This is a genomic window from Micromonospora alfalfae (assembly GCF_022230925.1).
Lineage (GTDB): Bacteria > Actinomycetota > Actinomycetes > Mycobacteriales > Micromonosporaceae > Micromonospora > Micromonospora alfalfae.
This window is the reverse complement of record NZ_JAKKFH010000008.1, coordinates 502,323-528,676: the sequence shown is the minus strand read 5'-3', so window position 1 is coordinate 528,676 and position 26,354 is coordinate 502,323. Positions and strand designations below refer to the sequence as shown.

Annotated in this window: 9 protein-coding genes; 5 read left to right on the top strand and 4 right to left on the bottom strand. The window is 70.8% G+C overall.

Features of this window, described 5'->3' with window-relative positions; translation table 11 throughout:
- Positions 1 to 28 precede the first annotated feature (28 nt).
- Positions 29 to 1,276: a S1 family peptidase gene (locus MED01_RS08995; protein WP_238668050.1), complete on the bottom strand. Its 1,248-nt coding sequence runs from the start codon at positions 1,274 to 1,276 to the stop codon at positions 29 to 31.
- A 264-nt stretch (positions 1,277 to 1,540) separates the two neighbouring features.
- Positions 1,541 to 3,811, bottom strand: a complete 2,271-nt coding sequence (locus tag MED01_RS08990; RefSeq protein WP_238668049.1) for a glycoside hydrolase family 44 protein — start codon at positions 3,809 to 3,811, stop codon at positions 1,541 to 1,543.
- Between the two features lie 314 nt (positions 3,812 to 4,125).
- Here MED01_RS08990 and MED01_RS08985 point away from each other — a divergent pair, with 314 nt between their 5' ends.
- The 3 genes from MED01_RS08985 to MED01_RS08975 all read left to right on the top strand — a co-directional run bounded on the left by MED01_RS08985 (position 4,126) and on the right by MED01_RS08975 (position 6,683).
- Positions 4,126 to 4,899 carry a hypothetical protein gene (locus tag MED01_RS08985; RefSeq protein WP_238668048.1) on the top strand — a complete coding sequence of 258 codons (774 nt, stop codon included), beginning with the start codon at positions 4,126 to 4,128 and terminating at the stop codon, positions 4,897 to 4,899.
- 330 nt (positions 4,900 to 5,229) lie between these two features.
- Positions 5,230 to 6,459 (top strand): cytochrome P450, encoded by a 1,230-nt coding sequence (locus MED01_RS08980; protein WP_238668047.1) that lies wholly within the window; start codon positions 5,230 to 5,232, stop codon positions 6,457 to 6,459.
- Positions 6,456 to 6,683, top strand: coding sequence for a ferredoxin (locus MED01_RS08975; RefSeq protein ID WP_238668046.1), 228 nt, complete (start codon positions 6,456 to 6,458; stop codon positions 6,681 to 6,683). The genes MED01_RS08980 and MED01_RS08975 overlap by 4 nt, the downstream gene beginning before the upstream one ends.
- Before the next feature lie 237 nt (positions 6,684 to 6,920).
- Here the strand turns inward: MED01_RS08975 and MED01_RS08970 are convergent, their stop codons facing one another.
- Together MED01_RS08970 and MED01_RS08965 are read right to left on the bottom strand one after the other, a co-directional pair.
- On the bottom strand, positions 6,921 to 8,096 hold the full coding sequence (locus MED01_RS08970; RefSeq protein WP_238668045.1) for a PP2C family protein-serine/threonine phosphatase: 1,176 nt from the start codon (positions 8,094 to 8,096) through the stop codon (positions 6,921 to 6,923).
- 62 nt (positions 8,097 to 8,158) lie between these two features.
- Complete coding sequence (locus tag MED01_RS08965; protein WP_238668044.1) at positions 8,159 to 8,962, bottom strand: alpha/beta fold hydrolase; 804 nt, start codon at positions 8,960 to 8,962, stop codon at positions 8,159 to 8,161.
- Between the two features lie 330 nt (positions 8,963 to 9,292).
- Here MED01_RS08965 and MED01_RS08960 point away from each other — a divergent pair, with 330 nt between their 5' ends.
- Both MED01_RS08960 and MED01_RS08955 read left to right on the top strand, forming a co-directional pair.
- Positions 9,293 to 18,673, top strand: a complete 9,381-nt coding sequence (locus MED01_RS08960; RefSeq protein ID WP_238668043.1) for a Tc toxin subunit A-related protein — start codon at positions 9,293 to 9,295, stop codon at positions 18,671 to 18,673.
- A 9-nt stretch (positions 18,674 to 18,682) separates the two neighbouring features.
- Positions 18,683 to 26,320: a SpvB/TcaC N-terminal domain-containing protein gene (locus tag MED01_RS08955; RefSeq protein WP_238668042.1), complete on the top strand. Its 7,638-nt coding sequence runs from the start codon at positions 18,683 to 18,685 to the stop codon at positions 26,318 to 26,320.
- Positions 26,321 to 26,354 lie beyond the last annotated feature (34 nt).

Here is a 26,354-nt window from a genome sequence, read left to right as displayed (position 1 = left end):
CCCTGTCTCCTTCGTTGGTCGCCGCTCGTCACGGCGCGCCGTAGATGACGACCTGATACGCGGTGATCGCCTCTCCCACCGGCTGGTGCCAGGTGCGGGGCGAGGAGTTGCACTGGGTGCCGACCCGGTTGGCGTGCGAGTTCAGCCCGTACGCGGTGTTGCTGGCGAAGAGCGGCCCACCGCTGTCACCGCCGAGGGTGCAGATGTTGGTCTCGACCATCTGGCGTACGGTGCCGCCGGCGCCGTTGACAGTCACGTTGGTCTTGAGCACGGTGCCGCACCTGAATCCGGTGGTCTTGCCCGAGTTGCAGACCGACAGCCCGCTCACGGCCGTCGCCCAGCCGTGGATGCTCCGGCTTGTGTTGTTCCACAGGTTGATGACGCCGGTCGCCCAGACCGACGGACCGTTCATCCAGATGAGGCCGTAGTCGTCCTCCGGATAGTTGCTCTCCAGCGACGGCCCGACGTCCTGCCCGTTGGGCAGTGTCCAGTGCGGGTAACCCTGGGTGCAGTGGCCGGCAGTGATGATGTAGTTGAAGGTGTAGTCGGTGGCGGTGAACCCGGCTGAGCAGCCGCCCAACGAGTCCCCGCTGGAGATCCCGACGTTCGGCTGGATCTGGCCGGCGCTGGTCTCGAACCGCACCGCCGCGCCGAACTTGCGCGCCGCCGAGCGTTGGCCGGCGTTCTTCGCCCCGGACGCCGGCAGGCTCACCACCACCTGGTTGGTCGCCGGGTCCACCGCCCAGGTGGTGTTCGGTTCACTCGGCGTGGCCTCCAGCGCCCGCTGGATGGACTGGAGTTGCCGTTCGCCACGCGCGACGATGCGCGCCTTCGCGCCGGCGGCGGTCACCTTCGCGGCAGCCGCGGCGTCGGTGACAGTGACGACGAGGTTGCCGTCGGACAGGTACGCGCCGCCCGAGCTGGCGCCCAGCTCGGTGGTCAACTGGTTGGCGAGTCGCACATCGGCGTTCTCGGCACTGAGCAGCTTCTCGGCGGCCTCGCGGCTGATGCCCCGCTGTCCGGCGATCGCCTCGGCCATGTCCGCCGCCCCGCCCGCCCGGTCCCTGTCGACGCTGCCCGGGGAAGCCAGGGCTGCCCGGCCGTCGGTGCGGGCCCGATCCGCCGCGCCTCCGGGCTGGGCCGGTCGGTCGACCGGCCCGGCCGCCGCGGCCGTCGGAACGAAGGCCACCGATGCCACGACGGCGAGTGCCATCGCGAGCAGGGACCTGCGGCTGGGTCTTTTCGTACGCGGGTGGCTGACAACAGGTTCTGACATTCACCGCTCCCATCACGAGGGGACTGGTCGGCCGGGTCAGGAGTCGGACGGCCCGGACGGACGGCAAGTCTCGCAATCGGGAGAGGGCGGCGAGTGCGATGTTGGACGCGGCTGGACACGGTTGGACACCTGGTTCCTGAGGCCCCTTTCGCAGTGCACGCCGACGTCGGGCAGCGAGGCGGCGCTCGGAGGGGCCGGGGCGCTGGTGCGCCCCGGCCCCTCCGGTCTGCTCCGCCGGTGTGGTGCGGAGCTGGGTCTCTCAGGTCACTCGCAACGTTGCGAGTTGAGGGTGAAGGCGGTTGGTGCCGGATTGGTGCCGCTCCACGTGCCGTTGAAGCCAATGCTGGTGGATGCGCCGGGGGCGAGTTTGCCGTTCCAACTCATGCTGTCCGCTGTGACGCTCGTTCCGTTCTGTTTCCAGGTGGCCGACCAGCCCTGGTCGACCTTCTGGCCGGTGGTGGGGAAGTCGAAGGCGAGTTTCCAGCCGTCGATCGCAGTGGCGCCGGTGTTCTTGATCGTCACTGTCGCGGTGAAGCCGCCCGGCCAACTGTTCGCCGTGTAGCCGACAGCGCAGCCGGCGGTCGGGGCGGTGGGCGCGGTCCGTACGGTCAGGCCGGGGGAGGCCGCCGAGACGTTGCCCGCCGCGTCGCGGGCGGTCACCACGAAGGTGTACGGGGTGTCCGGCGTCAGCCCGGTCACTGTGTACGTCGTTCCGTTGGCGCTGCCCACCTTCACGGTGCCGGCGGTGTCGACCCGATGCACGCCGTAGCCGGCGACGGCGGTGTCGTCGGTGGACGGTGCCCAGGCCAGTGAGACGCTGTCGCCGGTGATCGTGCCGGCGGTCGGCTTGCCCGGGGCGGTCGGCGCCTGGGTGTCGCCGGGCGTGGTGTCACGCGGCAGCACCAGGTGGGTGATCGAGTTGGCCGGGAAGGTGGCCGTGAGGCCGTCGGCGGTCACCGGCTGGTCGGCCTCCCGGACGACGCCGGCGAGGTTCGCCCCGCTGTACCGGTAGACCTGAGCGGTGCTGGCGGAGGCGCCGGTGAGGGCGACCGGGCTGGTCAGGTCGTCGCCGGTCTTGTTGATGACGACGAGGGTGAGGGCCTTGTCGGCGCTCCGCTCGGCGGCGTACACGGCCAGCCTGCCCTGGTCGGTGCTTGTCGCCTGGACCGAGGTCTCGCCGAACGCGCCGCCCTTGCCGTCGTAGTTGCGGTAGACGCGGAAGGCGTTGGCCACCGGCTGGTCGGCCTGGGGTGCGGTCCAGAGGGTAGCCAGGTCGAGTCCTTCGCGGCCGAAGATGCCGAGGACGTCAGCCTGGGCGAGCGCGCCGTTGAGCGACCCGAAGGCGCCCCAGTTGTACTCGGTCATCGCGATCTTCGTGCCCGGGTAGTGCTGGTCGACCAGTTCGCGTAGGCGCGGGATGTACCGGACCGGACTGTTGATCCAGCTCTCGTCCACGTATGTCGGGTCCCAGAGTTGGCGGGTCGAGCGCAGTCGCAGCGCCTGGGTGTTGGCGTCGCCGGCCGCGTCGCCGAGCACGCCGGACTGCTGCGGGTAGAGGTGGACGTCGAAGTAGTCGAGGATGCGGGTGCCGTGCTGCTGCTCGTACTCGCGCATCCGGTCCAGGTACCACGGGCCGAGGTCCTGGCCGCCGTGCGCGGCCTTGTCCGGCGGGTTCGACCAGCAGCCGGTGCGCGAGCAGGTGTCCTGGTCGAGGCCCGAGTAGAGGATCGAGTTCAGGCCCCAGCCGACGGGACCGAGCGTCTTCGCGCCGGGGTCGGCGGCCTTGATCGCGGCGGCGTACTCGTAGGTTCTGTCGCGTAGCTCGTCGTAGCCCAGCCCGGCCGGGCGGACGTCGCGGTGGGTGGAGTGCCACAGGTCCGGCTCGTTGTCCAGGTTGTAGAACTGGACCCCGCCGTCGGCGGCGGCGCCAAACTGCCCCTTGAGGTGGTTGACGAAGTCGGCGGCGTACTCCGGACCCACCGCGACGCTGGTGTCCTCGGGATCGTTGCCGGTGACCGGTGACCCGTCCGGCTTCAGGCCGTTGCCGCAGTCCGGTGCCCAGGTGTCGGTGGACTGCTGCGGGCCGTACTTGGCGACGCTGAAGCCACACGCCCGTGCCCGGTCCTTGGCGATCCAGCCGAGCATCGGCACTGTCATGACCGTGGCGGCGCCGGTGGCCTTGTTCTCCTGCACGAACCGGTCGGTCTCCGAGCCCTCCGGGAGGTTGGCCGGGTTCGGGTTGTCGTTGGGGATGTTCTCGAAGTACCAGTCCGACGCACGGTTGGTGGTGTCGGCACGGAAGTTGTAGCGGGTGGTGGCGTTGCCGCCGTAGCGGTGCACAGGTAGCCGCAGGTCGCGGGCGAGGCCCTGGTCGGCGAAGTTCATGCCGTAGACGTACGGGCTGATCTGGTGCCGGGCGGCAGTGGTGTCCACTGTCAGCGCCGGGCCGGCTGCGGCCAGGGCGGGCCCCGGCAGGGCCACACCGCCGAGGGCCGTGGCGAGCACGACCGGAAGTAGAGCTGTGGTGGGACGCACGAGCATTCCTTTCGCAGAGGAGCTCGACGATGGGAGCGCTTCCACAGCGTTCCGCTTTCCCGGCTCCGAGTCAACGCCCAGCGGATCCGTGCAGCACTAGCGGCCGACCGACCGGAGTCAGTCTCTTCACATATAATGACGGCCGTCAATGTGGCTGTGGCTGATGCGGTGATGCCGGAATAGCTCGGATCACCGCAGCGCGGAGGCAACCGCGCCGCAGCGGTGCGAGCGGGAGCACCTCAGCGTCGCATGGCCGGAAGATTCCTGCTGGCCCCGCCCCTGTGGTGGGGAGCCAGCCGTCTTGGAGGATGACAATGCGGAGTTTTCTCGCGGTGTTCAGCGCCGCCCTGATCCTCGGGGCCGCAGTCGGCAGCGTCCCGGCCGGCGCATCGGCGGCGTCCCCGCCCTCGTGCCCCCGTGGCCTGCTCTTCTGTGAGGACTTCGAGCGGCTGCCCGCCGGGGGGCCCAGCACGTTGAACTGGGGCGTCGACACCCGCAACGGCACGCTCACCGTCGAACGTGCCCGGCGCGGTAACCAGGTGCTGCACGTCCACACCGTCGACAACGGGCGCGCCTTCCTGCGCGTCGACGACTTCGCTGCGCCCGGCAACCGCTTCTACGGCCGGATGCGTCTGCGCGTCGACGCCTTCCCGACGGCCCCGGACTGGGCGCACTTCACGCTGGTGGAAGCAACCGGCACCGGCAGCGCGGAGGTCGTCCGTCCGGTCGGTGGGCAGTACGCGCCAACGGTCCCCGGAACCTTCTGGGGGGTCGGCGCCGACGGCGGTCCGACCGGCGACTGGACCAACTGGCGGGAGTCCGCCCCGGTCGTAGAGGACACCTGGCAATGCTTCGAATGGAAGATCGACGCGGCGGACAACCGCGTCGCGGTGTGGATCGACGGCGTGGCGAACCCGGAGCTGACAGCCTCCACGAGCGACCACGGTGGCAACGACGTTCCCTTCGTCCTGCCGACTGTCGACACTGTGAAGATCGGCTGGCAGCTTTACCAGGGCGGCACGACGCCGGGCGATTTCGACCTCTGGATCGACGACATCGCCCTGTCGAGCAAGCGGCTCGGTTGCTGATCTGGAGCCGAGGAGGCTCGCGACACCTGTGGTCGTGATGTCAGTCCCGATGGGTGTCCCTGCCGGGGTGCGGCTCTACTGCCGCACCCCGGCGGAGTGGCTGGTCGTCGAGAGCGAGGCCCGGCGAGCGGTTGGCCGCGAGACCGTCTTCGCGTGCGGACGGGACCAGCCTCCATGGCGATCATCGGCATCTCCCGCTACGATCCGACATCGACAGATTACTAAGCGTTGATGTGTGCTGCCCGCAAGCCCTGGACGCTGGCAATCCGGCGCCGCTACGAACGTGGTGCCCGACCTGAGGATCACGCCGTCTCGACGAAGGGAATCCGGATGACGGAGAGCGCGCAGACCACCGAGAGTCGAAGCGTTCCGCCCGCGCGGCCGTATCCGTTCAGTGTGCCCGACCGCCTCGTCGTCGATCCGACCTACGGCGAGCTGCGCGAGAACGAGCCGATGACCCGCGTGAAGCTCCCCTACGGCGAGGAGGCCTGGCTCGCCACCCGGTACGAGGACGTCCGTACGGTCCTCGGCGACGTGCGGTTCGGCCGCGCCCCGGCCGTCCAGCGCGACGAGCCCCGACTCACCCCGCGCCAGCAGTACAGCGGCATGCTGACCCTGGACCCGCCCGATCACACCCGGCTGCGCCGGTTGGTGGCGAAGGCGTTCACGGCACGTCGGGTGGAGGCGCTGCGCCCCCGAACCCAGGAGATCGCCGACGCGCTCGTCGACAACCTGGTCCGGCTCGGTCCTCCGGCCGACCTGGTGGAGCACGTCGCCACGCCGCTGCCGATCCAGGTGATCTGCGAGCTGCTCGGGGTGCCGTACGCCGACCGCGACCGCTTCCACATCTGGTCCGAGGCGATCGTCTCGACCACCTCCCTGCCGATGGAGACGATCCAGGAGTACCTGAACAATCTCTGGGGCTACATCGGTGATCTGGTTGCCGAGCGCCGCCGCGAGCCGGGGATCGACGACCTGCTCGGCGCGTTGGTGCGGGCCCGCGACGAGAATCAGGATCGACTCAGCGAGACCGAGTTGGTGGAGCTGGCCGGAGGGCTGCTCGCGGCCGGCCACGAGACCACTGTGACCCAGATCCCCAACTTCGTCTACGTCCTGCTGTACAACCCGGACCAGCTCGCTCAGCTGCGGGCCGACCCGTCGCTGGTGCCGGCCGCGGTGGAGGAACTGTTGCGGTACGTGCCGCTCGGCGTCGGCTCCTCCTTCGCCCGGTACGCCAAGGAGGACGTCGAGGTCGGCGGGGTGCTGGTCCGGGCAGGTGAGCCGGTTCTCGGCTCACTGTCATCGGCGAATCGGGACGGTACCGTCTTCGCCGACCCGGACCGGCTGGATCTCACCCGCGAGCAGAACCCGCACCTGGGCTTCGGGCACGGTGTGCACCACTGCGTCGGCGCACAGTTGGCCCGCATGGAGTTGCAGGTCGCCGTCGCCACCCTCGTGACACGCCTGCCCGGATTGCGGCTCGCCGTGCCGGAAGCCGAGCTGGAGTGGAAGCGGGGCATGTTGGTGCGGGGCCTGCTCGGCATGCCGGTGGCCTGGTGAGCGCCGCCTGGCGGATCGGGGTGGACTCACGCCGCTGCATCGGCACGAGCATCTGCGCCGGTACCGCGCCCGAGTACTTCCACCTGGTAGGCGGTCTGTCCGCGCCGCTGGCCGACGTGGTCGCCCCGGCCGAGGTCGTCCTCGACGCCGCCGACTCGTGCCCGGTGGAAGCGATCACGGTCCACGACACCACCGACGACAGGCTGATCGCGCCGCAGGAGTGACCCGAGATCGACCCCGGCTCCAGGGCGCACAGCGACCCCTGGAGGGCTGGCATGGACGGCGTATCAGCTCGCGTCAGCTTCAACTTCCGGCTGGCGATCCGGGGCAGAAGCGTCGCCTGGCGCCCGGCACCGAGTTGCTCGTGGGCTTCGACGCCGGGGGCATGCCTTCGGCCGACACCTTCACCGGTGCTCCTGGCCGGTCGGATCGGCCCCGACGGAGGGGCACTGTGCGTACGACTAGGCGCGAGTGTGAGCAGGCGGGCCTGCATCGAGCGACACTGCCATGAGGGCCACGTCGTCGTCGAGCCGTTGGAAGGTGGCGAGGAGTTCGGTAAGCGCACTGACTGCCGCGGGCGCGGTGGTGGGCGCCAGCCGGGCCAGGAATTCCTGCAGCGACTCTTCGCCGAACTGCTCCGCGCCGAGACCGGAACGGGCTTCGAGAAGGCCGTCGCTGTAGAGGATCAGCGTGTCGCCGGGCTCCAGGGGGAAGGTCCGGGTCGCGATGCGTGGTGTGCGGAGGCCGCCGATGATGGTGCCGCCGGTGGTGGGTCGCGGCTCGACGGTGCCGTCGGCGCGCAGCAGCATGGGGGCGGGGTGGCCACCACCGGCGAGGGTGATCGAGTAGCCGGTTGGCGTCGGGGTGAGGATGCCGAGGATGACCGTGCAGTGGCGGTGTGACCGGCTGCGGTGATCCTGGTAGAGAACGGTGTTGAGGTGGGCGAGCGCGGCGGCGGGATCCGGGTCGTAGGCGGTAGCGGTGCGCAGGGTGTGTCGGGCGGCTGCGGTCGTGGCGGCAGCGGCGAGGCCCTTGCCGCACACGTCGCCGAGGAAGAACCCCCACCGGCTCGCGTCGAGCGGGTACAGGTCGTAGAAGTCTCCGCCGATCCGGTCGGCGGAGGCCATGTGGTAATAGGCGCTGGTCTGTGTACGCGGCGGGGCCGGCAACGTGTCCGGCAGCAGACTGTGTTGCAGTCCGGCGATCAATCCCCGCAGGCGTTCCCGTTCGGCGTCGGCTTCCTGGCGGGCATGTAGGAGCTCGTTTTCGTATGCGCGACGTTCGCGGGCGTCGAAGACTGTCGTACGGATCAGCAGGGGTTGGCCGTCACTGCCCGTCTTGACCACGGAGGTGACAAGCACTGGTAACCGGGATCCGTCCGCGCGCCTGAGTTCGAGGGCGACACCGTTGATCTCGCCCTGCATCTGTAGCGTCGGGGCGAAATGTGTCTCGTGATACAGCCTCCCGCCTACGGTGAGCAGGTCACTGAAGCGTTTGCGCCCGATGACGTCCTCGCGGGTGTAGCCGAGCCAACCGAGCAACGTCGCATTGATCTTGGCAATGGTGCCGTCCAGTAACGTGGAGACGTTCCCGCACGGCGAACCGTCGTAGAGATCGTCGATGTTGTCCTCCAGCATGGCGGGAAACTCTGCGGCGTCCCGCAGCCCGCAGCGCGACCCCGTGCGGGGCACCGGTTCACTCACCGGCGTTCGGCCACGAACGCGGCGATGGCCTGCGCCGTGGCCTGCGGTGCGCTCAGTTGTGGGCAGTGCCCGGTGGCGTCGAGCGTGACCAGGCGACTGCCCGTTATCTGGTCGTTGACGTAGGCGCCCACCTCGGGGGGCGCGATCGCGTCGATCGCCGACTGGATCACCAGCGTGGGCACTCGTACCCTCGCCAGGTCGGCACGATGGTCGGACAGGAAGGTGACCCTCGCGAACGCCTTCGCGATGGTCGGGTCGGCGCGGCAGAAACTGGCAGTCAGTTCTTCGCCCAGTTCGGGCCGGTCGGGATTTCCCATAATCATCGGCGCCATGCTGGCCGACCATCCGAGATAGTTGCTGTCCAGCGAATCCAGCAGCTCGTCGATGTCGTCACGGGTGAACCCGCCCCGGTAGCCCTCCTCGTCGATGTAGCAGGGTGAGGGAGTCAGCAGGACCAGGCCGGCGAAGCGGTCAGGCTGCTCGTTGACAGCCAACACGCCGATCATGGCGCTCACGGAGTGCCCCACGAAGATCACGTCGCGAAGGTCCAGATCACGGCAGATCTCCAGGACGTCGCGGGCGTAGCCGTCGAGAGTCGCGTGCCGATCCGAGTCCCACGCCGTGACGTCGGAGCGCCCCGCACCGACGTGGTCGAAGAGCAGTACGCGAGACTGCTCGCCGAGCGTCGCCGTGATGTGCCGCCACATGTTCTGGTCACATCCGAAGCCGTGGGCGAGCATCACCATCGGGCCACCTTCCCGACCCGTGACGGTGACGTTGCTGCGCTCCCGAACGTTCATTCCCGCATTGTTGCACCCGTGCGAGCCGATCTGGAATGACCGGTAATCCACCTCAAATGCCGCCGGCTGCTGGCCGAGACGATGTCGCTCACCGTTTGGGTCGCTGCTCAGCCGGTGCAGTGTCACTGAGGCTGAGGGTGCTGCCCGGGAAGTCCCGGCTCTGCCACCGGCCGTCCCGGCAGCGCCCGCTGCCGTTCAGCCAAACGGGAAGGCGGATCTTGGACAATGTGATGCTGCGTGCTCCTCCGATCCGCAGGATGCCAGGTAGCCCCCGGTCGTACCGGCGTCAGACAGCCGCCGTCGCCGGCTGGCGGACGATCGGAGATGCTCATGACCACCCCGATGGGCTCGCGCCGCCACCGCCCCAGCGACGACGTCCGGCGGCTGCACACCGCGCTGCTGCGGATGCCCGCTGACATCGCCACCGACGAACTGGTCGCCGCCCGGTACGGGCCGACCACCCGCCGTGGAGTGGCCGAGTTCCAACGGACGCACAAGCTGCCGGTCACCGGCACTGTGGACGGGGCGACCCGGGACGCGGTGCAGATGGTGCTGGCCGAGCCGCCGTCCCGGTTCGTCGTGGTGGGTCGGGTGCGCTGGGCCGACGGGCAGCCGGCAAACGCTCTGACGATCGGAGCGTTCGACCGGGACCTGCGGCACTCCGAGCAGCTCGGCGAGGCGATCACCGGGGATGACGGACTGTATCGCATCGACTACTCGCGGGACCGGTTCACCCGCTCCGAGAAGCAGTCCGCCGACCTGTTCGTCCGCGTGTCCGCTGGTGATCGCCTTCTGTCCGATCCGCCGCTGAGCGCTGTGTTGTTCAACGCTCCCGAGCTTGCCGCGCTCACAGTGGATCTGTCCGGTGGCGGGGACCGGGAACGCAGTGAGTACGAGCGGATCCTCGCCACGATCGTCCCGCTGCTCGGCGAGGTCGCGCTGTACGAGCTGCGGCAGGACGACGAGGTCGAGGACGTGACGTTCCTGGCCGCCGAGACCGGACTGCCCGCGACGGCGCTGGCGCACTTCGGTGTGGCGCAGAAACTGGCCGCGTCCTACAAGCTGCCGGCGGTGTTCGGTTACGCGCTGTTCGCCGAGCGGACGCTGTTGACAGCGAGTCGCACCGGCGCCGCGCTCGCCCGGTTCGACGTCGATCTGAACACCGAGCTGCGGCCGCTGTACTACGACATGGCCCTGCTCGACGAGCACACCGTCCGGAACGCCGTCGCCGAGGCCGTGCGCCATCGCTACGTTCCCGAGGACCTGCTCGGTGAGCTGGACCGGATCCTCGACATGCTGGCCCGGGTACGGCCGGAGGCCAAGGAGTACGTCGCGCAGGAACGGCCGAAGGTGTTGTACGGGCGGGTGGAGCGGTTCCTCGCCGACGGCGCGCACGAGCGGGTCCAGACTCTTCTCGCCGCCGACGCCGCCGGTGACCTGCCCGGGCTGATCGCCCGGCTTGCTGACGCGGCGGCGTTTCCCGACCGGTCGGCCGCCGAGGCGGCCGGCGCGGCGAGCGTGTTGGCCGACGTGCTGGGCTACGACGAGACGATCGTCGACCGGGTCCGCGACCGCGAGGGAATCGAGCGGCCGGCCGACGTTCGCCGGCTGGCCCGGCTGGCCCCGGCGGACTGGCGGCGGGTGTTGCGGGACAGCACAACGGATGTCCGGGTCGCTGGTCAGCCGGTCCGGCCGGAGCTGATCGACCTGCACGCCGGCGCGCTGGCCCGCAAGCTGGAGAGGCGCTATCCCACCACTGCCTTCACCGCGCAACTCGAACGCGACGCGGGCGCCGTGGCCGACACCACAGCGACCGCCGCAGCCGAACGACCCGACGGCAACGGCGATCGGCCCGGCCCCGGTCAACGGGTCGACCCCGACGAACAGCCCGGCACCGACGAGCGGGCCAGGGCCGCCGAACGCGCCTTCGGTGGGCACCGGGACGCGGTGCTCGAACTGCTCACCGCGAATCCGGACTTCGACCTCGCGACAGGCAACGTGGAACGGCTGCTGCGCGACCACCCGGAGCGGCTGCGGACCGGGCGGCCGGCGCTCAAGGCCACGCAGCGGATCTTCAAGCTGGCGCCAACCTATCGGCAGACCACGGCGTTGCTGGCGGCCAACGTGCCGTCGGCGGCCCGGATCCACGCCCTCGGCGAGACGCGGTTCGTGGCCACCGCCGTGAACACCGGCCGGTTCACCGACGAGCAGGCCCGGTCGGTGTATCGCCGGGCCGTGGACGTGCACGTGGCGAGCGGGCTGCTGGCCGGCGAACTCCAGAGCGCGGCGCGGGCGCTGCCGGTCCGGGCCCTGGGCGGCTCGGTGGCCCCGGACCTCACCCCCGTCAGCGCCGACTTTCCCAACCTGAGCAGCCTGTTCCAGCTCGCCGACTCCAGCTACTGCGAGCCGTGCCGCAGCGTGCACAGCGCCGCCGCGTACCTGGTGGACGCCCTTCAGTTCCTCGGTAACCGGCTGGTCACCGACGCCGACACGCCGGGTCCGGCCACCAAGGTCGCCCGGGACGTGCTGTACGGTCGCCGGCCGGACCTCGGTGACCTGGATCTGAGCTGCGAGAACACCGACCTTCCGCTGCCCTACCTGGACCTGGTGTGTGAGCTGCTGGAGGAGGCGGTGGCACCGGACGCGGGCCTGGCGTTCGGGGGCCCGCTGAGCGGCGGCGTCGACCCGGTGGAGGCGCCGTCGGCCGGGCTGCTGAGCCTGTTGCAGGGCCAGGGCTGGCCGTTCACCGACCGTTCCCTCGTGTACGAGCCGGACCTGGCCGGGGCTCGCGTCGTCCGGGACGTCGGCGTGGTGGCCAAGGCGAGCCCGGATGGGGCCGGCGGGTGGTTCGTGCGCCGACTGCGCCAGACCACCGGCACCGCGCTGGAGTTGGCGGCCGCGCCGCAGTACGTGAATGCCGCCGCGTTCGCCCTGCTGGCGGGCAGCCGGTACGCGTTCGCCCTGCCGTTCGACCTGGCGCACGAGGAGACCCGCAGCTACTTCGACCAGTTCGACATCGCCCGGGCCGACGTGATGCGGGCGCTGCGCCGGTCGGCGGGCCCGAGCGACGAGGCCATCGCGGCCGAGGAACTGGGGATCAGCGACGCGCAGCGGCAGTTGGTGGTCACAGCCGACCCGGCCGCTCAGGACGACATCTGGAACACCGCGCCGCTCGGCGCTCTGGGCGGCATCGCCCGGGTGGACAACTTCCTCGCTCGGGCGCGCCTGGACTATCGGGAGTTGACCGAGCTGCTGGCGCTGGCCTGGGTCAATCCCGGGAACGCCATGTTCGTCAAGCACCTGGACACCGGGTCCGACCTCAGCGCAAAGCGGATCCAGCAGCTCACCGACGCGCGCCTGGACCGGATCCACAGGTTCCTGCGTCTGCTGCGCGCGCCGGCCTGCACCGGTTGGACGCCGCCGTTGCTGGACCGGGCGATCCGGGCCGACGCGCTGGGCGGTGGCGCCCTGGACGACGACCTCCTGGTCACGGTGGCGGCGCTGCACCGGCTGGCCGCGCGGCTCGGGCTGCCGTTGCCCGAGGTGGTCGACCTGTTCGCGCCGCTGGACGAGTCGCGGTACGCCGAGGTGTTCCGCAACACGGCGAACGGCCCGGTCCTCGAAGCGCTCGAGCCGGCAAACGTGCTCGCCAACGAGCAGGCGGAGCTGACCACACCCGGCTCCGGTGCTCCGCTGTCGGCGCACGAGGCGTACCTGGCGACCTGCCTGGGGGCCACCACGGCGGACACCGCTCTACTGGTGGCCGACCTTCCGGCCCCGGCGATCGTCAGCAACGTCGGCCTGCACACGGTGTACGCCGGAACACTGCTGGCCCGGGCGCTCGGGCTCAGCGTCAGCGAGTACCTGACCATGAAGGATCTGATCGGGCCGGATCCGCTCACCACACCGGCCGCCGCGCTGGCCTTCGTCGCGCTGCTCGACGCCGCCCGGGCCGGCACCGGCATCAGCCCGGCCGACCTGCGCTACCTGCTCCGACACGAAGCCGACGACCTGGCCGCGCGGGACCTGCCGGACGAGACGCTGACCGCGGTGCTCACCGGCTTGCAGGCCGGTTACCAGAGTGGCTACGCGGCGACCCGACCCGCTGTCGACCCGGCGGCGCCCCCCGAGGAGAACCTGCCGGGCCTGCGTGCCCTGCTGGCCGTGGTGCCCGGGATGACCGAGGCGGACCTGGCCGGCTTCACCTCGATAGTGGACGGTGGCTGGACCGATGCGGTGACCACCCCGGCGCAGTTCGTCGACGCGAAGCTCGCCGCCCTCGTGGACACCACACCGATAACGGCAGCGATCGTGGCCAGCCCCACCGAGGCCCAGCAGACCACGCTGCTGCTGGCCATCACCACGACCCTGTCCAGCTACGCGTACACCCGTACCAAGCAGGAGCTGGCGGTGGCGGCGGTGGCCGACACCTTCGGGTTCTCGGCGGACGCCGCCGCGACAGTGCTGGCCGGCGCGGAGCTGACCCGGCCGCTGCTCGCGGTGCTCACCGACGACGCGCTGGTGGATCTTGTGAACGAGCCGCCGACGCCGCCGGCGGTCACCCCGGCCGGGTTCGACGAGCAGTACCGGGCACTGCGCCTGCTGCACGTGCTGAGCCGGCTCGTCGACCACCTGAGGGTGCCCGACGCGGACCTCGGCTGGCTGCTGGCGAACGCCCTGTCGCTCGGCTGGCTGGCCCCGGACCGGGTGCCGTACCAGACCGGCCGGCCGCCGGTCCCGTTGACCGACTGGATCCGGTTGGCCGCCGGGGTCGAGCTGGCCCGCACCTACCCGCCGGTGGCGAACCCGCTGGACGCAGCCGCGCCGTGGACGGTGTACGGGCTGTTCGACCTGGTCCTGGCGGCCGGGACCACCGCCACGCAGGTCCACACCCATCTGGCGCAGCTCGGTGGCTGGGACGCCACAGTGCTGACCGACCTCGACACCCACCTCGAACTGTCGGCGGTGGACCTCACCGCGTACCGGTCACCGGCGACGATCCAGCGACTGGCCCAGGCGCTCACAGTGCTGCGCCGGCTGGGCCTACCGGTGGCGGCGGCGGTGCCGCTGGGCCAGCCGGTCACCACGGCGGCGGGGGCGGCCACCATGCGGCAGGCCCTGAAGGCGCGCTACGCCGAGGCCGAGTGGTTCGGGGTGCTCCAAGGGGTGCAGGACCGGCTGCGGGTGGCCAAACGGGACGCGCTGGTCGCGTACCTGTTGGCCGAGAACCCGGGGCTGCGCGACACCAACGACCTGTACGACCACTTCCTCATCGATGTCGAGATGGGCGCCTGCATGGCGACGTCGCGCATCGTGCAGGCGCACGCCACAGTTCAGTTGTTCGTGCAGCGCTGCCTGCTGGGCCTGGAGCCGGACAGCGTCGCGGCGGTCACCGAGGATCCGGGTTGGGACCAGTGGAACTGGATGGCCAACTACCGGGTGTGGGAGGCCAACCGGAAGATCTTCCTGTATCCGGAGAACTGGATCCTGCCGGAGTTGCGGGACGACAAGTCGGAGCTGTTCACCGAGCTGGACGACCAGTTGCAGCAGGACGAGCTGACCGACCTGGCGGTGGAGAACGCCACCATTGCGTACCTGGAGAAGCTGGACGACCTGGCGCACCTGGACGTGATGGCCTGCTACTACCAGCACGACAGGCATCTCATGCACGTGTTCGCCCGCACCCGGGGCGGCGACCCGACTGTGTACTACCACAGGCAGTTCGAGCGGGAGCGGTACTGGACGCCGTGGCGGCGGGTGCCGCTGGACATCGCTGGCGACCACCTGCTCGCCTTCGACCGCAACAGCCGGCTCACAGTGGCCTGGCCGGTCTTCACGCAGGAGACCGACACGGCGCAGACCTCCCAGATTCCGGACCCGGACGGCATCCCGCCGGGCGGCACCGAGACGGAGCGGCCGCGTCGGCGGTGGCGGATCCAGTTGGCCATCGGCGAGCGGACGCAGGACCGCTGGCAGCCGAAGAAGATCTCCAAGGACGCGCTGTACTACCCGGCGAGCGGCTACCGGGAGGACCTCCCCGCCGCGGACGAGTTCACCTGCTTCGCGTACGCGGCCGGAGCGGCCGGTCAGGCGATCAGCGTGCTCACCGGCTCCGAGTTCGTCGGCTCGTTCGCATTGACCGGTTGCCGAGGCTATCCGGAGCCGATGCCGGGCGGCGGTTCCGGCAACCTGCAGCTGTCGCCGGTGTTCAAGGACACCGAACTGTTGGCCGAGCGGTTCACCGAACTGGTCTTCCGGACGCAGAACGACCTGGCGATCAGCACTCCGCTGATGGGCGCGTTCCAGACGCTGGTGGCGCAGACGCCCGGCCGGTTCCGGGTGACGTACCCCATGCAGATGTCGTTGCTCGACTGGATCGTCATGCTGCTGGGGCTGGTGCAGAGCGTCCGAGGCACCCACGACCGCCGGCCGGTGCTGCCGCTGGGCACCCTGATGCCGTACTTCTACGGCGACTACGACCGTGGTTACGTGATCATCCCGGGCTTCTACGACCGGCGTGCCGAGGACCCGGCGGACCGGATCGAGAAGACGTACAGCGACGTGGACGAGTTCGCCCGTGACGTGTTGGCTCTGCTCACCGAGTATCTGCGCCGATACGCCGAGGACCCGGCGCACGACCTCGCGGCCGCCGTGCAGGCGATGACCGAGGACGCGGAGTACCACAGGCTGGTGGCCGAGTTCGAGGTCTACGGCACCCTGTCGTACGGGGTGCGGTTCGCGAACTTCTACCACCCGCTGCTGTGTTTCCTGCGGGCCACCGTCCACCGGTCGGGCGTGCCGGCGTTGCTGAGCCGGACCACCCAGCTCACCAACACGGGGTTCGACTTCGCTGACACCTACCAGCCGGCGCCGGTGGTCGTGTCGCCGTACCCGGTGGAGGACCTGGACTTCGCCGCGGACGGCGCGTACGCGGGCTACAACTGGGAGCTGTTCTACCACCTTCCGTTCGACATCGCGCTGCGGCTCAACCGGGACCAGCGGTTCGCCGAGGCGCGGAACTGGTTCCACCACATCTTCAACCCGGTCGGCACCGCCGACGGCGCCGATGCCCCGCAGAAGTACTGGGTCACCAAGCCGTTCTTCCAGACCGGAGTGCCCGAGCTGCTCAACCAGCGGATCGGCGACATTCTCACGGCGATCGCGGCCGACCCGTCGGGGGCCAGCATCACCGACCTGAAGTTCGCTGTGGAGCAGTGGCGGGCGAAGCCGTTCAACCCGCACGTGGTGGCCCGCAGCCGGCCGGTCGCCTATCAGCTCGCCGTGGTGGTCAGCTACATCAAGAACCTTGTCGACTGGGGTGACCAGTTGTTCCGGCAGTTCACCAGGGAGTCCGTCACCCAGGCCACTCAGCTCTACATTCTGGCCGACAAACTGCTCGGGCCGAAGCCGAGCGTGGTGCCGCCGCTGGTCAGCCCGGCTCCGGCCACCGTGAACCAGCTCCAGGCCACCGTGGACCTGTTCGGCAACGCGCTGCTGGACCTGGAGAACCTGATCCCCGACCTGGACCTGCTGCCGCACGGCGGTGCGGAACTGCCCAGCCCGCTGAGCTACTCCGCGTTGTACTTCTGCGTCCCGCCCAACGAGGAGATGCTCCGGCTGTGGGACCTGATCGGCGATCGGCTGTTCAAGATCCGCAACTGCCAGAACATCGACGGGGTGGAGAGCATGCTCGCCCTGTTCTCGCCGCCGATCGACCCGGGGGCACTCGTCCGGGCCGCCGCCGCCGGCATGTCCGTCTCGTCGTTCCTGGCCGGGCTCGGCGCACCGCTGCCGAACTACCGGTTCCGGGTGCTGGCCCAGAAGGCCACCGAACTCGTCGGGTACGTCGGTGAGCTGGGCGGCGGGCTGCTCGCGGCAATGGAGAAGCGGGACGCCGAGCAACTCGCCCGGCTGCGCGCCGGCCAGGAGATCGCCCTGCTCGACGCGGTGCGGGCGGTCAAGCTCGCCACCATCGCGGAGGCCGAGGGCAACGTCGCGGCGCTGGAACTGAGCCGCAAGGTGGTGGAGGAGCGGCAACGCTACTACGCCGGCCGGCCGTACATGAACGCCTGGGAGATCACCGCCACCGCGTTGTCAGGGGTGTCGCTGCTCGGCGAGACCGCGATCGCCGTGGGCTACATCCTGTCCGGCGGGCTGAAGCTGATACCCAACTTCACTGCTGGTGGCGCTGGCTTCGGTGGCTCACCCACGGTGACCCTCACCCTCGGCGGGGACAAGGCCGGTGCCGCCGCCGACTCGGCGGTGATGACCCTGGAAGCGATCGCCCGGGCCCTGGACAAGGCCGCCGGGATGGCCGCCAACCAGGGCGGCTACCGCCGCCGGATGGACGACTGGGAACACCAGGCGGCGCTGGCCGGTCTCGAACTGACCCAGCTCGACCAGCAGCTCCTCACCGGGCGGCTGCACGTGGCCATGCTCACCGACGAGCTGGCGGCGCACGACCAGGAGGCCGACAACGCCCGGGCCACCGAGGAGTACCTGCGCGGCAAGTACACAAACACCGAGCTGTACCAGTGGATGGTGAGCCGGGCCAGCTCCGTCTACTTCGGGGCCTACCAGCTCGCCTTCGACGTGGCGAAGAAGGCCGAGCGGTGCTTCGCCCACGAGCTGGGCAGCGAGGCCACGTTCCTGCAACCCGGCTACTGGGACAGCCTGCGCAAGGGGCTGACAGTGGCGGACGCGCTGCGCCACGACCTGAAGCGGATGGAGGTGGCCTACCTCGACCAGCACAGCCGCGAACGCGAGCTGACCCGGCACGTCTCGCTGGCGCAGCTCGACCCGGCGGCTTTGATCGAGCTGCGGGCCACCGGCAGTTGCGTCGTCAACGTGCCGGAGGCGCTGTTCGACCTGGACCACCCCGGGCACTACTTCCGCCGGCTCCGCACTGTCAGCCTGTCCATCCCGTGCGTGGCCGGCCCGTACACCCCGGTGACCGCGAAGCTCTCCCTGATCGGCAACAGGTACCGGAGCTCCACCGCGGCCCGGCAGGGCGGCACCAGCGCCAAGGACAAGTACACAGAGGTGCCCGGTGACGAGCGCTTCGCGTACAACGTGGGCGGGATCGAGTCGATCGCGACCAGCAGCGGCCTCAGCGACAGCGGCATGTTCGAGCTGAACTTCGCCGACGACCGCTACCTGCCGTTCGAGGGCAAGGGCGCGATCGGCACCTGGCGGCTGGAACTGCCGACGGCGGTCCGCCAGTTCGACTACGACAGCATCAGCGACATCATCCTGCACCTGCGCTACACGGCCCGCGACGGCGGCTCGACGCTGCGCGGCCTGGTCGAGGACTCCCTACGGGAGGTGCTCAACGAGATGCTCGTCGACGCCGGACGGACGGGGCTGTACCAGGCATACAGCCTGCGCCACCACTTCCCGGACGAGTGGTGGCAGCTCACCCAGCAGCAGAGCACCGAGTTGACCATCGGGCCGGAGCACCTGCCGTACCTCGCCCGCGACCACCAGCCGGTGGTGGACCAGGTGACCTGGTACGCCCGGGTGGACGGTGATCCCGGGACGTACGACCTCACGGTGGCCGGTGACCCGGTGACGTTGAACCGGGACGCCGACCTGCGGCAGTGCGTGGGTCAGTCCGATCCGCTGGTTCTCGGCACCCCGGTCACGCTGGCGGCCGACCCGGACGGCCTGAGCGACCTGGTAGTCCTGCTGCACTACCGGCTCGACGGCTGAGGGGGAGCGGTGACGACCAGCTACCCGGTCGGCGGCGGATCGCCGGGGCCTGGCTCCCGGTGGCGCGGCTCCGCCGACCCGACCGGCGCCGGCGCTCCCGGCGGGGCATTCGGCCCGAGCGGGCCGCCGACCGACGCGACCGGCACCGGGCCGCCAGCCGGTCGGGCCGCGACCGGACCGGGACTCGGTGGACCGGCGATCAGCCTGCCCACCGGCGGCGGCGCGATCCGGGCCATCGGCGAGACGTTCGCCGCCCACCCCGTCACCGGGACCGGCGGCATGTCCGTTCCCATCCCGGTCAGCGGCGGCCGGTCCGGGTTCCAACCCGACCTGACACTCAGCTACGACTCGGGCGCCGGGAACGGCCCGTTCGGCCTCGGCTGGCAGTTGCCCGTGCCGGCCATCAGCCGGCGCACCGACCGCGGCCTGCCCCGCTACGACGACACCGACACCTTCCTGCTGTCCGGGGAGGACGACCTGATTCCGGTGCCCGGCGGCACTCCGGTCGCCGGGCACACGGTGCAGCGGTTCCGGCCACGGACCGAGGGGGCGTTCGCCCGCATCGAGCGGTGGACCCGGGACTCCGACGGTGACGTGCACTGGCGCACCCTGTCCGGGTCGAACCTGCTGGCGGTGTACGGCCGCGACGGCGGCTCCCGCATCGGCCTGGGCCGGCGGGTGCACACCTGGCTGCTCTGCGAGACCCGCGACGACCGGGGCAACGCTGTCGTCTACGCCTACAAGCCCGAGGACACCGCCGGCCTGGACCTGGACCGGCCGCACGAACGGCACCGCACCGACCGGAACGCGAACCGCTACCTCAAGTCGGTGCGGTACGGCAACACCGTGCCGCTGCTCGACCCCGACGGCCGGCGCCCGGTGGACCTGACGCCGGCCCGGATCGCCGACGCCGGCTGGCTGTTCGAGGTCGTGCTCGACTACGGCGAGCACCACCCGGACACCCCGCTGCCCGCTGACACCGGGGACTGGACCTGCCGGCCGGACCCGTTCTCCACCTACCGTGCTGGCTTCGAGGTCCGCACCTACCGGCTGTGCCGCAGGATCCTGATGTTCCACCACTTCCCTGACGAGCCCGAGGTGGGCGCGGACTGCCTGGTCCGCGCGGTGGAGCTGGAATACGCCAGCGGGCCGGTGCTGTCCACACTGGTCGAGGTGACCCAGCGCGGCTACGCCCCGGCCGCAGGCGGCGGGCACACCAGCGCCGCACTGCCCCCGGTGACCTTCGAATACACACCGGCCACCATCGCGGCGACCACCAGGGAACTGGAGCGCGGCAGCCTGGAGAACCTGCCGGCCGGCGTGGACGGGCGGACCGAGCTGTGGGTGGACCTGGACGGGGAAGGAATCGCCGGGGTGCTGACCGGGCACGAGGGTGCCCTCTACTACCGGCCGAACCTCGGCGCCGGCCGGATCGGCCCGGTCACCGCGCTGCCCACAGTGCCGTCGCTGACCGACCTGGCCGGCGGACGCCAGCAACTGGTCGACGTGAACGGTGACGGGCGGATCGAGCTGGTCCAGCTCGGCACCGTACCGGCCGGTTTCGTCCGCCGCACCGACGACGCCGGCTGGTCCGGCTTCCAGCCGTTCCGCGAGCTGCCCGCCGTCGACTGGGCCAGCCCCGACCTGCTGCTGCTGGACCTCACCGGGGACGGCCGGGCCGACCTGCTGATCGCCGGTGACACAGTGCTGGCCTGGCACGAGTCGCTGGCCGAGGTGGGGTACGGCCCGGCGCGACCCGCGCTCTGGCCCGCCGACGAGGACCGTGGGCCGCGGCTGCTGCGCTCCGACGACCGGCAGAGCATCTTCCTCGCCGACATGTCCGGCGACGGGCTCACCGACCTGGTCCGGGTCCGCGACGGGTCCGTCTGCTACTGGCCCAACGTCGGTTACGGACGATTCGGCGCCAAGGTCGAGATGGACGACGCGCCGTGGTTCACCGGGCTGGACGAGTTCGACCCAGCCCGGGTGCTCCTCACCGACGTGGACGGCACCGGCGTGATGGACCTGTGCTACCTGGGCCGGCGCGAGATCCGGCTCTGGTACAACCAGTCCGGCAACGGCTGGTCGGCCCCCGCCGACCTGCCCGACCTGCCGCACGTCACGCCCGATTCGACTGTGACAGTGACCGACCTGCTGGGTACCGGCACCGGCTGCCTGGTGTGGTCGTCGCCGCTGCCCGGCGACGCGGCCGGCCCGGTGCGCTACCTGAATCTGGCCGCCGACGGCAAGCCACACCTGCTCACCCGGGTGGTGAACAACCTGGGCGGCGAGACCACCATCCAGTACGCCGCATCGACCGCCTTCCAGTTGGCCGACCGGCGAGCCGGCCAGCCGTGGGTGACCGGACTGCCGTTCCCGGTGCAGGTCGTCGAGCGGGTGGAGCAGGTGGACCGGATCACCGGGACCCGGCTGGTCACCGGCTACCGCTACCACCACGGGCACTACGACGGCGTCGAGCGGGAGTTCGCCGGCTTCGGGATGGTCGAGCAGATCGACGGCGAGTCGTTCGTGGACCACGTGTTGGGCGTCGAGGCGGTCGACGGCAACCAGGACACCTCGCCCGAGCTGTTCCAGCCACCGGTCACCACGAAGACCTGGTACCACACCGGCGCCCCGGTCGACCTGTCCGCCGAGTGGTACGCCGGCCGGCACCTACCCACCGCGGAGCTGCCGGCCGGGGTCTCCGCCGCGGAGCTGCGGGAGAGCCGGCGGGCGTTGCGCGGCCTGCCGCTTCGGCAGGAGGTGTACTCGTACGACGGCAGTTCCGCGCAGGAGCACCCGTACGGGGTGGTCGAGCAGACGTACCAGGTGCAGCGGCTGGACGCGCGGGTGTTCGTCGCCGTCGAACGGGAGGCGGTCAGCCTCTCCTACGACCGGCAGCCGGACGAGCCCCGGATCAGCCACCGGCTCAACCTGGTCCTCGGCCCCTACGGCACCGTCGTCCAGGCCGCCGCCGTGGTCTACGGTCGCACCACGCCCGACCCGGAGCTGCCCGCCGAGGTGACCGCCGAACAGCGACGCCGTCACGTCACGTACGGCGAGCAGCGGTACACCCCGGACATCGACGAGACACTGCCGGTGCCGGCGTACCGGATCCGCGCCGCGTACGAGGCGGTCGGGCACGAGCTGACCGGGCTGGCCCCGGCCGGCCCGCTGTTCACCCGCGCCGAACTGCTCGCCGGGTTCGCCGCGGCCACCCCGATCGGGTACGAGGTGGTGGCGGACGAGGTCAGCGCGCAGCGGCGGTTGCTGTCCCGGTCACAGGTGCGCTTCCGGGACAACGCGCTGACGCCGCTGCCGGCCGGTCAGTGGGACAGCCTGGGGTTGGGGCACCAGACGTACCAACTCGCCTTCACCCCGGCCGCGCTGGCCGCGGGTTACGGCACTGCGGTGACCGGCGCGGACCTGACCGCCGCCGGCTACGTGCACCTCGACGGCGGCCCGGACTGGTGGATCCCCTCCGGCGAGCTGCGCTATCCCGCCGATCCGGCCGCGCACTTCTACCTGTCCAACGGGGCCCTGGACGCGCTGGGCCTGGCGACGGCTGTCACCTTCGACGACTACCACCTGCTCACCGAGCGGGTGACCATCGACCAGGCGTCCTGGTCGGTCACCACCGCTGTGAACAACTACCTTGTGCTCGGCCCGAGCCTCGTCACCGACCCGAACGGGCAGCGCCGCGCGGTGCGCTACGACGAGTTGGGCCGGGTGGTGGCCTCGGCGCTGCTCGGCCGGCCCGGCGCCGGGGACGGCGACACCCTCGACGATCCGACGTTGACATTCACCTACGACCCGTTCAACTGGGTGGTCAACGGCCAGCCCGCGTACAGCCGGGGCCGGCACCGGGAACGCCACGGCCCGACCAACACGCGCTGGCTGGAGAGTTACGAGTACAGCACCGGCACCGGTGGGGTGGCGATCACCAAGTCGCGGGTGCATCCCGGCAGGGCCCTGGAGGTGGGGGAGGACGGGGTGGCCGTCGAGGTGGACGCCGACCCGCGCTGGGTCGGCACCGGCCGCACGGTTGTCAACAACAAGGGCAACCCGGTGAAGCGGTACCAGCCCTACTTCAGCACCACCCACGAGTACGAGGACGCCGCGGCGCTGCGCGAGATCGGCGCCACGGCGATCCGCTACTACGACCCGCTGGGCCGGGCCGTGCTGACCCGGTATCCGGACGGCACCCTCAGCCGGGTCGAGTCCAATGCCTGGTCGCACCGGCTGTTCGACGCCAACGACACGGTGCTCGACAGCCAGTGGTACGCCGAGCGGGGCAGCCCCGCCGTGTCCGACCCGGAACCGGCCGACCCGGCCACCCGCGCCGCGTGGCTCGCCGCCACGCACGCCGACACACCCTCCGTGATCCACTTCGACAGCCTCGGCCGGGCCGTCTACACGGTGGCCGACCGGGGCGCCGACCAGCGGTTCGGCGTACGCACCACCGGAGACCTCACCGGCCGGTCCTCCGACGGGTACGACGCGCTGGGCCGGCACATCGCCACCGCGGCCACCGCCATGCACGGCGCGGGAGTGCGGTCGTGGAGCGCGGAGAAGGGCGAGCGGTGGGTGTTCCAGGACGTTCTCGGTGGGGTGTGCCGGATCTGGGACGAACACGGCCGGACCTTCCGCACGACGTACGACGCCCTGCACCGGCCCGTCGGCCTGTACGTCAGCGAGTCCGCCGGCGCGGAGCGTTGTGTGCAGTACGTGGTCTTCGGCGACCGGCATCCGGACGCGGCGACGCTGGGCCTGCACGGCGTGCCGTACCTGGTGTTCGACCCGGCGGGCCAGGTGCGGGTGCCCGAGGTGGACTTCAAGGGCAACCCGCACCGCGCCGAACGGAGACTCGCCACCGACCACGTCGACGGCCCGGACTGGTCACCGGTGGCCGCCGCGCCCGACCACGCCGCGCTGCTGGCCGCAGCGGCGCCACTGCTGGAGAGCGAGGTCTTCGGCACCGCCGCCGAGTACGACGCGGTGAACCGTCCAACACTGGTCACCCTGCCCGACGCCACCGAGCTGCGACCGACCTACCTTGAGGGCGGCATGCTGGGCCGGCTCACCGCGCGGCTGCGCGGCCAGGGCGCTGAGGTGGAGTTCCTGTCCGAGCAGGACTACGACGCGCTGGGTCGGCGGCGGTTCGCACGGCACGGCAACGGCCTGGTCACCGAGTACTTCTACGACCCGATGACGTTCCGGTTGGAACGTCTGCTCACCGCCGGGGTGCGCGACCTGCGCTACACCTACGACCCGGTGGGCAACCTGACCCGGGTGGCCGAGCCGGGCGCGCCCACCTTCTTTGGCAACGCGGCGGTGCCGGCGGCCAGCGACTACGCGTACGACCCGCTCTACCAGTTGATCCGGGCGAGCGGGCGGGAGTTGGCCGGGGCGCCGAACGACGCGATCCGCGACCAGACCGACGTGCCGCCCGCCGGTAGCCTCACCGATGCCGGCGCGGTACGTGCCTACACCGAGGAGTACGAGTACGACCCGCTGGGCAACCTCACGGTGCTCCGGCACCGGTTCCGGACGCAGGCCGGGGTGGGTGCCGGCTGGACCCGGCACTACCGGTACGCGTACCAGGACGACCCGGCCGACGCCACGAACCGGCTGGCCGCCACGAGCCTGCCCGGCGACGCCGACGGCGGCCCCTACTCGGCCCTGTACGCGCACGACGCCGTCGGCAACCTGACCGTCATGCCGCACCTGCCGGCCCTGGAGTGGAACGTCCACGACCAGCTCCGTCGGGTCGACCTCGGTGGCGGTGGCGAAGCCCGGTTCGTCTACGCCGCGAGCGGGCAGCGGCTTCGCAAGGTCGTGGACCGGCCGGGCAGCGTCCAACTTGAATGGATCTTCCTGGGTGCGGTCACAGTGTTCCGGCGGCGCAACCGGGTCACCGGCACCCTCCAGCACGAACGATGGACCACCACCATCGCCGACGACACCGGCCCGGTCGCCCAGGTGGACGTCAAGACCGTCGACGTCGGCGGCTTCGACCCGGCCAACCCGCTCGGCGTTCCGCTGATCCGTTACCAACTCAGCAACCACCTCGGTTCGGCCGTGCTGGAGACCGACGCGGCAGGGGCGCTCATCTCCTACGAGGAGTACCACCCGTACGGCACCACCGCGTACCGGTACGGCCGGCCGGGCAACGACCTCAGCCTGAAGCGGTACCGCTTCGGCGGGCACGAGGTCGACGACGAGACGGGTTTCTGCTACGCCGGCGCTCGGTACTACGTGCCGTGGCTGGGCAGGTGGGCGAGCAGCGATCCGGGCGGCTTCGCCGACGGGGGCAACCTGTTCCGGTACTGCCGCAACAATCCGGTGGGAATGGCCGATCCGGCCGGGTTCAAGCCCACCACTGTCAAGGGGCCGGAAACCCACGACATCTCCATCACGGAGTCCCACTTCACCGGGTCCGAGAACCCCACTGTGGAGGACTTCCGCCGCTATCTCAACAGTCACGGCGCAACCCTCGACCCACGGATCAACAACAAGAACTCGGTCATCTACTACCAGGCCAACGTCACCCTCAACCTGGAGGGAGGCAACTGGTCCGAGCATCCGGGCGGCACCTGGGTGCTGCACGCCGTGCTGCCGCCTCCCGCACCGCCGAAACCGAAGCCGGCGCCACCCCCGCCGCCACCGGAGCCGCCACCTGCCGAGCCGCCACCACCCACGCCGGCCCCACCACCCGAACCGCCACCGGCCGCGCCGCCGGCCGACTCCGCCGGCAAGACGCCGGCCGCACCCGGCGTCACCGGTGGCGCTGCCGCGCACACCGCGCCCGCCGCCGAGAAGTTCATCTGGAACTTCAAGTTCAAGGGCGGCCGGGGGACGTTCCGCGGCAACATCCTCGAATGGCTGTACGGCGTGCCGTGGCGCGACAACACGGCGGACTTCGATCTGGAGACCAGCACCGCGGTCAAGCAGGTCAGGTCGACCGACCGGTACGGCAAGGCCGGTGACATCGCCCGGGAGGCGACCCGGGACGCGGACGCCGCGATCCAGGCCAACCCGAGCACTATGGCCGGCAAGCGGTCCCAGGCCGTCATCATCACCGAGACCGACGCGCCGGCCAGCGCCGGAAACGCGATCCGCACGGCGACCAACCCGGGACGCGGGCGGGACATCCCGGCCAGTGCCACGGCCCCGGAGCACGTGCGCGGACTGCCGGGCCGGACCGGGATGCTCGGCAAGGGGCTCAGCGTCGTCGGGTTCGGTCTGTCGGCGTTCGCCCTGTGGGGCGACTACCAGCACGGCGACTGGGAGATGGGCGTCGGTGACGCGCTCGGCGCGGTCGGCGGTGGCCTGGAGCTGTACGCCATCGCCGTGCCCGGTGCCACTGTCGCCACGGTCAGCGCGATGACCGCCGGACTGGTGATCGGTGGCATGGGTCTGGCCGCCGTCTCGTACGTCAGCATGAACCGGGCCGCCGAGGCCGGCGACACGCCAGGGGTGGTGGCCGGCGGCGTCGGCATCGGGGCGGGTCTGGCCATCGCCGCTGGCGCTATCGGCATCGCGGCCGGCAGCGTGGTGATCGCTCCGGTCGTGCTCGTGGTCGGCGTCGTCGCCGCCATCGGCGTGGGGATCTTTCACGCGGGCCGCTACTTCGACTGGTGGTGACCCACGTTCCCCGCTGTCACGTCGGCGATACTGT

Excerpts from the sequence above, each read along its gene's own strand:
- MED01_RS08970 (WP_238668045.1), bottom strand. The coding sequence starts at position 8,096 with ATGCTGGAGGACAACATCGACGATCTCTACGACGGTTCGCCGTGCGGG.
- MED01_RS08995 (WP_238668050.1), bottom strand. The coding sequence starts at position 1,276 with ATGTCAGAACCTGTTGTCAGCCACCCGCGTACGAAAAGACCCAGCCGC.
- MED01_RS08960 (WP_238668043.1), top strand. The coding sequence starts at position 9,293 with ATGACCACCCCGATGGGCTCGCGCCGCCACCGCCCCAGCGACGACGTC.
- MED01_RS08965 (WP_238668044.1), bottom strand. The coding sequence starts at position 8,962 with ATGAACGTTCGGGAGCGCAGCAACGTCACCGTCACGGGTCGGGAAGGT.
- MED01_RS08985 (WP_238668048.1), top strand. The coding sequence starts at position 4,126 with ATGCGGAGTTTTCTCGCGGTGTTCAGCGCCGCCCTGATCCTCGGGGCC.
- MED01_RS08980 (WP_238668047.1), top strand. The coding sequence starts at position 5,230 with ATGACGGAGAGCGCGCAGACCACCGAGAGTCGAAGCGTTCCGCCCGCG.